12 protein-coding genes are annotated in these 12295 nt (G+C 45.2%); 9 read left to right on the top strand and 3 right to left on the bottom strand.

The genetic code is table 11. From position 1 onward, the window contains the following. Both scpB and rluB read left to right on the top strand, forming a co-directional pair. Window positions 1-597 (top strand): SMC-Scp complex subunit ScpB, encoded by a 597-nt coding sequence (gene scpB / locus ACRN9H_RS07130; RefSeq protein WP_432313090.1) that lies wholly within the window; start codon window positions 1-3, stop codon window positions 595-597. Continuing rightward, window positions 590-1465, top strand: coding sequence for a 23S rRNA pseudouridine(2605) synthase RluB (rluB, locus tag ACRN9H_RS07125; RefSeq protein WP_076499955.1), 876 nt, complete (start codon window positions 590-592; stop codon window positions 1463-1465). Before scpB ends, rluB begins: the two co-directional genes overlap by 8 nt. 137 nt (window positions 1466-1602) lie before the next feature. Here the strand turns inward: rluB and ACRN9H_RS07120 are convergent, their stop codons facing one another. Beyond that, window positions 1603-2484 (bottom strand): LysR family transcriptional regulator, encoded by an 882-nt coding sequence (locus tag ACRN9H_RS07120; protein ID WP_432313089.1) that lies wholly within the window; start codon window positions 2482-2484, stop codon window positions 1603-1605. A 176-nt stretch (window positions 2485-2660) separates the two neighbouring features. Between ACRN9H_RS07120 and ACRN9H_RS07115 the strand changes: the two genes are divergently transcribed. The 6 genes from ACRN9H_RS07115 (at window position 2661) to ACRN9H_RS07090 (ending at window position 9511) form a co-directional block, all read left to right on the top strand. After that, window positions 2661-3917, top strand: a complete 1257-nt coding sequence (locus ACRN9H_RS07115; protein ID WP_432313088.1) for an MFS transporter — start codon at window positions 2661-2663, stop codon at window positions 3915-3917. A gap of 367 nt (window positions 3918-4284) precedes the next feature. Beyond that, a complete protein-coding gene (locus ACRN9H_RS07110; protein ID WP_373316150.1) occupies window positions 4285-4653 on the top strand; it encodes a hypothetical protein in 369 nt (122 codons plus the stop codon). A 119-nt stretch (window positions 4654-4772) separates the two neighbouring features. Continuing rightward, window positions 4773-5726: an HlyD family secretion protein gene (locus tag ACRN9H_RS07105; RefSeq protein WP_432313087.1), complete on the top strand. Its 954-nt coding sequence runs from the start codon at window positions 4773-4775 to the stop codon at window positions 5724-5726. Then, entirely contained in the window at window positions 5723-6679 is a 957-nt protein-coding gene (locus ACRN9H_RS07100) for an ATP-binding cassette domain-containing protein (RefSeq protein ID WP_432313086.1), read from the top strand. The genes ACRN9H_RS07105 and ACRN9H_RS07100 overlap by 4 nt, the downstream gene beginning before the upstream one ends. Next, complete coding sequence (locus tag ACRN9H_RS07095) at window positions 6669-7790, top strand: ABC transporter permease (protein WP_432313085.1); 1122 nt, start codon at window positions 6669-6671, stop codon at window positions 7788-7790. The genes ACRN9H_RS07100 and ACRN9H_RS07095 overlap by 11 nt, the downstream gene beginning before the upstream one ends. A gap of 434 nt (window positions 7791-8224) precedes the next feature. Next, a complete protein-coding gene (locus ACRN9H_RS07090; protein WP_263188292.1) occupies window positions 8225-9511 on the top strand; it encodes an acetyl-CoA hydrolase/transferase family protein in 1287 nt (428 codons plus the stop codon). A gap of 178 nt (window positions 9512-9689) precedes the next feature. On the opposite strand, the gene ACRN9H_RS07085 is transcribed toward ACRN9H_RS07090, so the two are convergent. Both ACRN9H_RS07085 and ACRN9H_RS07080 read right to left on the bottom strand, forming a co-directional pair. Further along, window positions 9690-10757 carry a DUF3083 family protein gene (locus ACRN9H_RS07085; RefSeq protein ID WP_432313084.1) on the bottom strand — a complete coding sequence of 356 codons (1068 nt, stop codon included), beginning with the start codon at window positions 10755-10757 and terminating at the stop codon, window positions 9690-9692. 145 nt (window positions 10758-10902) lie between these two features. Next, a complete protein-coding gene (locus ACRN9H_RS07080; protein WP_432313083.1) occupies window positions 10903-11460 on the bottom strand; it encodes an arylesterase in 558 nt (185 codons plus the stop codon). Between the two features lie 94 nt (window positions 11461-11554). Between ACRN9H_RS07080 and ACRN9H_RS07075 the strand changes: the two genes are divergently transcribed. Next, window positions 11555-12295, top strand: coding sequence for an ABC transporter ATP-binding protein (locus tag ACRN9H_RS07075; RefSeq protein ID WP_432313082.1), 741 nt, complete (start codon window positions 11555-11557; stop codon window positions 12293-12295).

Genomic DNA, 12295 nt, shown 5'->3' with positions numbered 1-12295 from the left:
ATGCAGATAAATCCTATTCAATTAAAACAGCTTATTGAAGCGAGTTTGTTTGTATTGGGGAAACCCTTGTCGGCGAAAATGTTGAAAGACACTGTATTGGTGGATTTCACGGTTTCCAGAGACAAAATAAAAGCTGCATTGGATGAGCTGCAGCAGGATTATCAAGACCGAGGTGTGCAACTTGTGAAAGTCGCTGGCGGTTATCGCTTCCAGACCTTAGAGGTGTTGAGTCCTTTTTTGCAGCCCCTGTGGCAAGAAAAGGCGCCAAAATATTCGCGTGCGACATTAGAAACCTTGGCGGTAATTGCTTATCGTCAACCTGTGACTCGCGGCGATATTGAACAGGTGCGCGGTGTGGCTATAAGTAGCCATATCATAAAAAGTTTGTCAGATAGACATTGGATTAAAGTAGTTGGCCATAAAGAAGTACCGGGGCGACCCGCGTTATATGCCACTACCTTAGAATTTTTAGCATATTTTGGCTTAGATACCTTAGCGGATTTACCGCCGCTGTCGGATACTGAGTCATTGCAGGCGGTTTTTTCAAGCTTGAAATTAACGCCAGAACAGTCAGAAGAGCAAAATACTAATGAGTGAAAAATTGCAGAAAGTCTTGGCCCGTGCAGGCCATGGCTCCCGTCGTGAGATGGAGGCATGGATTGCTGCAGGCCGAGTTAGTATTGATGGTGAAATCGCTGGCCTTGGGGATCGTATTGAAGCCGATGCTAAAATACGTATTGATGGCCGCGCGATTTCGTTAAAGTCTGCCGAAGATGTGATTTGTCGTGTATTGGCATATCACAAACCCGAAGGCGAAATTTGCAGTCGTAAAGATCCAGAAGGCCGTCCAACGGTATTCGATCGCTTACCTAAAGTGCGTGATTCACGCTGGGTAGCGGTAGGTCGTTTAGACATCAACACCTCAGGTTTATTATTGTTTACCTCAGATGGTGAATTAGCGAACCGCTTAATGCACCCATCGAACGAAGTGGATCGCGAATACGCAGTGCGTACTTTTGGTGAAATCCCTGAAGCGACAGTACAGCGTTTACGTACTGGCGTGATGTTAGAAGACGGCCCTGCGCAGTTTGATAGCATTAAGCCTGCGGGCGGCGAAGGCATGAACCAATGGTGGCATGTGTGTTTACGCGAAGGTCGTAACCGTGAAGTGCGCCGTTTGTGGGAATCCCAAGAAGTGCAAGTGAGCCGTTTGATCCGTATCCGTTATGGTATGGTTGAATTGCCAAAATCACTGCCACGCGGTGGCTGGGTTGAATTGCCAATGGAGCAAGTCAATTACTTGCGTAAATTGGCAGGTTTAGAGCCAGAAACTCGTACTATGCTTGCCGCAGATAAACACAGTGTGGCCCGTGCACAAGTAAAAAGTGCTAAAATCCGCCGCGCTGTACGTAAGCATAAAGTGACTGGAACAGGACAACCTAAGCCAACGCGTCAGCGCAGCTAAGTGGTTTAACCTAAGCTGCTTTGCTCATGTCCTGATATAGGTTAACGCTTATTTCAGCTAGGACGCTCGATGAACCTCATCGGGCGTTTTTTATTTTGCTTATCCTTATCTTGAGTGCAGATTAATTTACCTATTACTCATCTATTACTCATCAAAAAATCGACAAAGGCACGGTCTGCTTGACTGACGGGACGCTGTTTTTTCCATGCGATATGTAGATTCAAAAATACCGGCGGATCGAAAGGTTTCGCTAATATGTCATCTTTGGCACTTATCGCCATTTCAAGTACGCTGGTAATGCCAAAACCTTGAGAAACTATCTGTTTAATAAGATTAATAAGATTAGTCTCAAAAGCGATATTAGGCTTTTTTCTCAGTTCTTTTGCTTGAGATAAAATCCACTCGCGGTGGAAATAACCTGTTTTGAACATTACTAACTCATGGTCGAAAAAGTCATCTAGACTCACGGCACTATGTTCTGCTAGAGGATGTTCAGCCCCCATCGCGATCACCATTTGCTCACGGATCAGTAGTTGACTATCAAATTCGGGCTGTAGGTCTTGGGCGGTAATAATCGCAATATCTACTTCTTCCTGTTGCAGCATGCGCAGTGCATCGCGAGTGCCGCCTTCAAACAATGAAAGTTTCAAATCTGGGTATTTATGCCGAAAAGCCATTAAACGCGAAGGAAGATAGAAAGAGCCCAACATTCCCGGCACGGCAATACGGACTTCACCTGAGGTCAGGTTAGCCATTGCCTTAATTTGCGCTTCGGCTTGTTTCAATTGCTTAAGGATGAGTATGGCGTGTTGATGCAGCACTAAACCTTCGGCAGTGAGTGCGAGTAATTTATCATGCTTGTTACTGGTACGGTTGACTAATATCACGCCCAGAGCGACTTCTAAGCGCTTGATACTTTGGCTTAAAGCCGGTTGTGCCATATTCAGTTTTTTTGCTGCTAAAGTAAAACTACCTGTACTGGCTAGGGCATCTAAATGTTTGAGTTGGCGGATATCCATCAATTGGGCTCATAGTGTGGTTAGTCAGTGGCGAAGAGCGTGATTTTAATCTGCTTATTCATCATAACGAGGTATAACAAAAATCAATGATTATGATAGATATTATTTATTATTGTTATGTTATGTCCAGTGATAACCTTTGTCTATCCTAAGAGTGATACTTTGTCGAGGCTCCTGTGCAAGCCGTGTTAGATACTATGATTGATAATAAACAACGTGATAGCCGATTGATGTGGGCGCTGTGCGTAGCCTCTGTGGTGGTATATATCAACCTGTATCTGATGCAAGGCATGCTGCCGCTGATTGCAGAGCATTTTGTGGTATCGGGCTCTAAAGCGACGTTGATTTTGTCGGTGACCAGTTTTTCCTTAGCTTTTTCATTACTCCTGTATGCGGTGCTGTCGGATCGTATTGGTCGGCATACGCCAATTATTGTCAGCTTATGGCTGTTAGCGCTGTCTAATTTATTGCTAATTTGGGCGCCGGACTTTAACGGATTAGTGTTGGTGCGATTATTACAAGGTGGATTACTGGCTGCGGTGCCAGCCATTGCTATGGCGTACTTTAAGGAGCAATTGTCAGCCAGTACTATTCTTAAAGCCGCCGGTATTTATATTATGGCAAACAGTATAGGCGGCATTATTGGGCGTTTACTTGGCGGCGTGATGTCGCAGTATCTTTCTTGGCAAGAATCCATGTGGTTGCTGTTTTTAGTAACACTTGCGGGCGTTGCGCTAGTGAATTATCTATTACCGTCAGTGGCTAATGCACAGGCGATGTCGCAGAATAAAACCGCGCCATCCTTATCAAAACGTGCTCGCTTGATACAAGATTATTACGGTTTTAGCCATCATCTTACCGATGCGCAAATGCGCTTAGTGTACGCAATTGGTGGTTTGACCTTTATGATGATGGTGAATCAATTTAGTTTTATTCAGCTGCACTTAATGGCGTCTCCCTATGAATGGAGCCGCTTTCAAGCGACATTGATTTTTTTGTGTTATTCCAGTGGCACTATAGCCTCGTATTTTACCGCTAAATGGTTGGCTAAATTTGGCCAGCATAAGCTGTATCAATGGTCTTGGTGCTTGATGCTTACAGGTAGTTTACTGACTCTGTTTGATACCTCTTTTTCCATTTGTTTAGGCTTTTTAATGACCGCTTGTGGATTTTTCTTGACTCATAGTTGCTGTAACTCCTTTGTGGCAATGCGTGCTAATCGCGACCGTGCTAAAGCGACCTCGCTCTATTTATGTTTCTATTACCTCGGCGCGGCGATGGGTGGCCCGTATTTGATGATGTTTTGGCATGAGGCGCAGTGGCGCGGTGTGGTGATGGGGTCATTAACCCTATTAGCCTTAATTGCTTTAGCCATCACCCGTTTGCACTATCATCAAACCCATGTCAAACAGGCATTAGTCGACATTGATTAGTTGATTCATACCCAGTCAATATTGTAATACTAAGGCCAACATTAATCTGTTGGCCTTAGTATTTTAGTGCCGCGTTATAGAGGTTTTATCTTCATTTACCTTTTGGTATATAAAGGTTTTGTGATACATCCTGTAAACTCACGCTCTAACAGGGTGATATTGCTATCCATTTAGTGCATTTAAGGGCTAAAGCGATTAGGCTGAGTTTAGATAGCGTGGATAAACGTGATGCAAACCAATACCGTTCGCTAAAATCAGCATCACTTCTTTAAGATGCAGTTTTATATACGGTTTCAGGTATGATTTTAGGTCGTTAGATGCTGCGCTATGTGAGCGGCGCGATATGGATAAATAAGGGGTAATAAGTTTGGCAATTGAACATAATGAGATGGCGGGTAGTTTAAGCGCACTGCAATGTCGTACCAACTTCACCATCAAAAATATTACTGAATATATGCTCCCCGATACCAAAGAGGCTTTCTATTTACACCTCGACGGTAAAGTCCCTAATTTGATTATTCGTCCAGCCTTTGAAGTTTTTTCTGGCGAATTTGCCACTATTGCAGGCGTACATGCTAAATATGATTATTTTCATAATGCGCAAATGACGCGTTTCCCTAAGCGTTTACATAAGAGCCTGACTGAAATTCACTATGGTTTAGCATTTAGCTTTGACACCGTTGAAGCGGTACAGCTGTTTATTACAAGGCTCAGCGCGATAGTGAAAGGCGCTTAACCCTAAGCTATTTAGCATTTTATGTTTAATTTAAAGATTAGGTTTAATTTGAAAATTTAGTTCCGCGCAGTCATACCGGTTGTTGTCGAAATGTTCAGTTAGGCCCAAGGAGGCCTGCCATGAGTATGAATATGCATGTCGTCACGGCAAGCCTAGGGTGTTTGTTGCTGTTAGTGGGTTGTACAGAACACGCTCCTAGAGTGTTTGGCACTGTTGAGCGGGACAGGCTGACACTTACGGCTCCTGTGGGAGAACTCATAACTCAAGTGAATGTGGTTGAAGGCCAGCGGGTTAAAGCGGGGGAAGTGTTACTCACGCTCGATACAACCTCTGCTAATGCGCGCCTTGCCCTGCGCCAAGCTGAACTTGAGCAAGCTAATGCTAAGCTTGCTGAGGCGATCACAGGCGCGCGTTTAGAAGATATAAAAAAAGCCAAAGCAGTGCTATATGGTGCCAATGCCAGCGTTAAAGAAGCACTGCGCGCTTTTGAGCGAACTCAGCGTTTGTTTGCGACTCATGTACTCAGTCAAGCTGATTTAGATACTGCCCGCGCTGCGCGTGATACCCGTTTAGCCAAACAAACAGAAGCGGAGCAAAGTTTGCGTCTGTTAGAAAACGGCACCCGCAGTGAACAACTTGATCAAGCTAAGGCGGCTGTTGCTGCTGCTAACGCAAGTATAGATTTGGAGCAAAAAGCCTTAGCTGATTTGACCTTAGTGGCAGCGCGCGATGCTGTTGTTGACACTTTGCCTTGGCGAGTGGGCGATAGAATTGCACCGGGCACTCAGTTGATAGGCTTGCTAGCGAGCGCTAACCCCTATGTTCGGGTGTACCTGCCCGCGACTCAGCTCGATAAGGTGACGGCGGGCACAAACGTTAATATTCTTGTTGATGGCCGCGAAACGCCGATTATTGGCACGGTACGTAATATCCGTAGCCAACCCGCTTATACCCCATTTTATGCACTCAATGAACGTGACCGCGCGCGCTTGATGTACTTGACTGATATTACTATTTCGGCAGAAGGACAGGACTTACCCACGGGTATGGCATTAGAAGTTGAACTGCCATGAGTCACAGCAACTTTGCGATTGAGACCCACGGCATGACCCGCGCCTTTGCTGGCGTCAATGCAGTGGAAAACCTCGATTTAGCCATTCCCAAGGGAACCATTTATGGTTTTCTTGGCCCTAATGGTTGTGGTAAATCTACCTCCATTCGCATGTTGACTGGACTATTAAGCCCTACATCGGGGGATATTCGGGTTTTGGGTGAAACCTTACCCGGCGCTGAGGAAAAATTACGTCGACGTATCGGCTATATGACGCAAAAATTCTCTCTTTATGACAATCTTTCGGTGCGAGAAAACCTTGAGTTTGTAGCGCAAATTTATGGGCTGAATCGTAAAAATGCCAAGTTGCGCATCGCTGAGTTACTCACGCTTTATGATTTAGTCGGACGCCATAAACAAATGGCAGGCTCAATGAGCGGCGGCCAAAGACAGCGTTTAGCCTTAGCCGCTGCAACCTTACATCACCCTGAGTTACTGTTTCTTGATGAGCCGACATCAGCAGTCGATCCTGAAAATCGCCGCGAGTTTTGGGAGCGTTTATTCGATCTTAGTGCCCAAGGTACGACCATACTGGTCTCGACTCATTATATGGATGAGGCCGAGCGTTGCCACGGTTTAGCCATTTTAGAGCGGGGAGTAAAGCGTGCTGATGGCTCGCCGCAACAATTAATGGCGGCGATGGGCGCTAGAGTGATTGAAGTCTCTGGTGATGATTTACGTACATTAAAACAATCACTTATAACCGAGTCTGCCATATTGTCGGCGGCGCAAATCGGCAGTCGTCTACGGGTGTTAGTGCGCAGTGATATTGCCGATCCATTAGCGTGGCTCAAGCCAAGGGTCGCAAGCCGTACAATGGAAGAAGTACGCGCCAGTTTAGAGGATGTGTTTGTAACGTGCACAGGTGAGCGCATGGGTGCTAACTTGACTATTGAGGCTGACCATGTGGCGTAGAATTTTTGCAATTGTTGTCAAAGAGCTGCGGCAATTATCTCGGGATCGCATGACCTTTGGCATGATAGTGATGATCCCGCTGGTGCAACTCATGCTGTTTGGTTATGCCATCAATACCGATGCACGTCATCTGCCAGCTGGTCTAGTCAATTTAAGTGATTCCGCTTATAGCCGCGCATTGGTTCAGGCGGTTGAAGCAACGCAGGTGGTGGATTTTCAACAGCGTTATGTCAGCGTAGTTGAGGCTGAGGCGGCAATTACTCGCGGCGAAGTGAAAGCAGTATTGTATCTACCCGCCGATCTTGATGAGCGTTTAGTGCGCCACCCCGCTTTTGCTGAGCAGGCCTATTTAGCACAACCTATCGGCCAATGGCTGGTGGATGGCTCAGATACTGTCGTTGCCGCAACATTCCGTAGCCTAAGACAAATGCCGCTGGATGAAGTCGCAGGCAGAGCGTCAAAAAGTAGTACGCCGAGTTTTGAAGTGGTGCAATATTTCAACCCCGAGCAACGCTCAGTGGTCAACATAGTGCCTGGTCTTTTGGGGGTGATTTTAACCATGACCATGGTGATGTTTACCTCTGCAGCCATAGTGCGTGAGCGTGAGCAGGGTAATATGGAGTTTTTGATCACCACGCCCGTGCGGCCGCTTGAATTAATGCTCGGTAAAATCGTGCCCTATGTATTGGTTGGCTTTGTACAAGTCATCATTATTTTGAGCGCTGGGCATGTGTTGTTCGATGTACCCATTCGTGGTGGGCTCGATTCTATTGCCCTTGCCGCCATGTTGTTTATTTGTGCCAGTTTAACCTTAGGTTTAGTCATCTCAACCATTGCCAAAACTCAGCTGCAGTCAATGCAGATGACGATATTTATTCTTTTGCCATCAATATTATTATCGGGATTTATGTTCCCCTACGAGGCCATGCCCATTGCGGCACAGTGGATTGCTGAAGCCTTGCCTGCAACACATTTTATGCGGATGTCACGGGCCATTGTACTGCGCGATGCCCAAGTGATGGATCTACAATTTGATGCCCTGTGGATGATAGGTTTTACCTGTATAGGTTTGTTTATTGCAAGTTTACGATTTTCAAAACGCCTGGATTAGCCTAATACGAGTTTTATTCTCAAGCATAAAGGTTTGAGTGTTGATGTAGCGCAAACTATCACTAAAAAGTGGTACTAAGTTATTGAAATTGATGTTGCTTAATTAGGCATTACTTTACACTTCAATTAGGACTATTGCCGTTATCATGCTTAGGGCGTGTTGACGTTTCGAGATTAAATTTTGTTCGCTCTGGCAAGCTCGTGATCACGAAACGAGGAGTGACATGTAGTTATTCTACTCAAATGACGAGTGACAAAGAGCAAGAGCTTGCCAGACGAACCCTTCGGGCAGCGTTTGGCTGGCGTTTCTGCTGCGTTATCGCCCGTTTATGTAGAATAACTACACTGCACGGGCTTTGCCTTGCATAAAAGCCAGCCAACTCGCTGCAAAAATAACCCTGAAACGTCAACACGCCCTAGTAAAGAGAATATATTATGCCGCCAATTCGTTGTCATAGTGCGCTCAATGCCGTTGCTCTAATTCAAAGCGGCGAGACGCTATGGACGCACTCGATGGGCGCGACGCCCCGAATTTTATTAGATGCTTTAGCCAAGCACGCTCTCACCAAAGATAATCTCACCCTTTTACAGCTACATACCGAAGGCGCCGAATCCTTAAGTCATCCAAATTTAAAAGGGCATTTACGCCACCGCTGCTTTTTTGGTGGGTTGCCAACACGGGCATTATTGCAAAGTGGTGATGCGGATTATGTGCCGATTTTTCTTTCAGAAGTGCCAAAGTTATTTCGAAGTGGCGAGCAAAAAATTGATACTGCGATGATTCAAGTTTCGCCGCCCGATAAGCACGGCATGTGTTCTCTGGGGATTTCGGTTGAAGCCACGCTCGCGGCTTGCCAAGTGGCGGGTAAGATCATCGCCCATATTAATCCACAAATGCCACGTACCCACGGCGATGGTTTTATTCATATTAACCGCTTTGCCGCTGTGTATGAACAAAGCGTGGCTTTGCCGATACATTCCTTTGCAACGGGTGATGCCGTGAGTTTGGCTATTGGCCAACATGTTGCGCAACTGGTGCGTGATGGGGATTGTTTGCAGATGGGTATTGGCGCAATCCCAGATGCTGTGCTGTCCTGTCTAACCGGGCATCGCGATCTGGGAATTCATACTGAGTTGTTTTCGGATGGAATATTGCAACTGGTTGAAAAGGGTGTGGTGAACAACAGTAAAAAACGTTTTTATCCTGGCAAATTAGTCACAGGTTTTGCTCTGGGCAGCCAAAAGTTATACGACTATGTTGATGATAATCCAGCAGTGATTTTTATGGATATTGAGCAAGTGAATGACACGGCTATTATTCGTAAAAACCCGAATGTGATGGCGATTAACTCGGCGCTGCAGGTCGACCTTTCAGGCCAAGTGTGTGCTGACTCCATCGGGGCTAAAATTTATTCTGGCGTTGGTGGACAGATGGATTTCATTCGCGGCGCTGGGTTATCAGAAGGTGGTCGCTCGGTGATTGCGCTACCAAGTACAGCAGCGGGCGGCAGTATTTCCCGTATTGCCACCGTGTTATCACCTGGCGCTGGCGTAGTTACAACGAGGGCTCACGTGCATTATATTGTGACTGAATATGGTGCCGCTAATTTACGTGGCCGTTCATTACGTGAACGAGCACAAGCGCTCATTGCCATCGCTCATCCCGATTTTAGGGAGCAACTGAGCAAAGAGGCGTTTGAAGTTTGGGGGTTAAGAGTTTAGTTTTGATATAAAAATGGATAATAAATATCATACTGTTATTTTAATTGCCTACAGTGACCTATGATAAAATCATTTATTACACAGCAATTTACCATGTTGTAGTATTGATTAATAAGTATAAAATGGAATTTAAAAAGGCGCTTAATGCGCCTTTTTTGTTTTCTGTAAATCAGCACGGTTAAATTTGATAGCTGATATGTTGGTGGAAACGTATGACTAAATCTTCACGTTCAGGATCAACGCCGATATCGGCGGCAAAGGTTTTCAGCGCGGTTTCTACATTATTCATAAAGCGACCAAAACCAGCATCATCAGCATCTTTAGTGCCGGCGACTATGATAAAGTGCGCTGCTTCAACTAAGTTATCAGCATCCCAATGGCAAATAACTTGTTGCTCAAGCGCATTAGGATCGAACCCTATCATCTGTACTTCAGTTTTGCTGTCGAGCTTCTCAAACTTACTGTTACGTACCAGTGGCGTTAGGCCATTAGCAATCATCGCTAATCGAGTAAGCTGTTTACTGGCCGCGGCCTTGAGGAAGCTGTCTTCGAGGTGTTGATATAAAGGCGTAAAGTCGGTCGCGGAATCAGGCAATAATCCCTGCTTTAATCTACGACTCAGTGGCAAGCTGACCGTTACATACGTCAGTGAACTGACGTTTTCGGGTAACTCGCATTTTCTTGCTTTATATCTTGGCTCGATTGCGCGCAGCTTATAACCATAGGTTTCTTTATAGCCTTTGGATTTTGCAAAGAGGTCGTAAGATAAGTGCTGATGGTCACGAATCTTCACCTTGAGCTCGCTGATTGGCAGCTTTGGCATCAGTTGATTAAGAAATTCACGCACTCGAGAGTGAAAATTAGCCGAGTTACTGCGAATATCCTCACCTGTAGCCAAAAATACAATGCGCAATTTACGGGCGCGGTAGTTTTCTTGTGTAAATAAATTTTGAGCTTCGTGGTAGGCCGGATTGTAGAAAAATAGAATTTGTTCAGTAGTTTGGAAACAGTACGCTTCGGTATGAAAACGCACAACAGGCAGTTTATCGTTAGTGATCACGTGGACATTACGTAGATCGTGTTGTTCTGCCAAATTAAATACCAAACGGCTTAAACTTTGGTAACAAGTTTGATAGTCGGGATATTGACTCAGTAATACATCCGTCACCTTAATTTCTGCGGTGATGAATTGTTTAGTACGGGCTTCCTTGGGTAAGTACACTTTTTGCTGATGGCTAAGGGACATATTGACTCCTTGTTTTAGTTAACCATTTGCTAACACTGATTTTACTGTTTATCTATAGTGTTAGTCTTGCGTTAGAACACATTTTTATCAGTTGAACATGAGTTTAGTTAAGCAAGCTGTTTATTAGCTTAAAAATACCGCTATTTTATTGGATTAGCGCACTTTCTATCCAGGGTTGCATCCAAGTGGCAATTTTTGCTTGGGCCTTTTCGTTAGGATGAATCCCATCCCGCTGCATTAACTCTGGATAGGGCGCGATATCTTGCATAAAGAAGGGAATTAAGACGATATTCTGTGCTTTGGATATGTCTTGATACACTTGGGTGAACTTTTGGGTGTAGCGAGGGCCATAGTTAGGCGGTACCATGACTTCGGTCAGTAGCACTTTTGCTCCGCTATCTTTAGCCAGTGTAATGATTTTGGTTAGATTATTTTCAAGTTGTGTTGGGGGAAAACCACGTAAACCATCATTACCGCCCAGTTCAATGACCACAATGTCAGGTGTAACGGAGTCGAGTAAAGCGGGTAATCGGCGTAGGCCTCCTGCTGTGGTTTCACCGCTCACAGAGCCATTAATAAACTGATGTTCGGGTAAGTTTTTTTGCAATAAAGCCACCCAACCTAATTGCTCTGCCATGCCATAGCTGGCGCCTAAGCTATCGCCAAGGATTAGTACTTTTGCCGCATGAGCTGGGGCTTGCATCAATACACTCAAGAGAATAAATGCCACAAGGGCCTTGGTTCTCGATTTAAACCTTAGTGCTTGATACCAGAACGATTTATATGAGAAGGATTCTATGTCTAACGTCATCTTAAAAAACAGTGCCATCAATGTTGTTAACCTCGAAAAATCAGTGACTACCCAAGAAGGGACGCTCACTATCCTCAATGGCATTAACTTAGATGTCAAGCAAGGTGAGAGTGTTGCGATTCTTGGACCGTCGGGTTCTGGCAAATCTACTTTACTAGGGCTGCTTGCGGCGCTTGATACACCTACCTCTGGCGAAATTTGGCTTGATGGCGTGGCATTATCAAAGCTCAATGAAGAACAAAAAGCAGCATTACGTAAACAAAAAGTCAGCTTTATTTTTCAATCCTTTATGTTGGTCGATACCTTAACCGCGCTTGAAAACGTCATGCTACCTGCCGAACTCGCCGGTGTTCGTAATGCTAAAGATAAAGCGCAAGCCATGTTAACACGCGTTGGCTTATCCCACCGTTTGACTCATTTACCTAAGCAGCTTTCGGGTGGCGAGCAACAAAGAGTCGCGATTGCCCGCGCTTTTATCTGTGAACCTAAAGTGTTGTTTGCCGATGAACCAACAGGCAACTTAGACAGCGTCAACGGCCATAAAATTGCCGATATGTTGTTTGAGCTTAATCAAGAAAGCCATACCACTCTCATCCTTGTTACCCATGATCTGCTGCTGGCTAAACGTTGTCAGCGGCAGTTGGTGATGGATAACGGTCATTTACAGGAAGATAACTCTGCTTCTTTACGTGACGGTGAAATACTCGCTGACACTAAGGAGGCTTAA

The sequence above is a fragment of the Shewanella sp. MF08487 genome, assembly GCF_050848685.1.
GTDB lineage: Bacteria > Pseudomonadota > Gammaproteobacteria > Enterobacterales > Shewanellaceae > Shewanella > Shewanella glacialipiscicola.
This window is presented reverse-complemented; position numbering and strand designations above follow the sequence as displayed.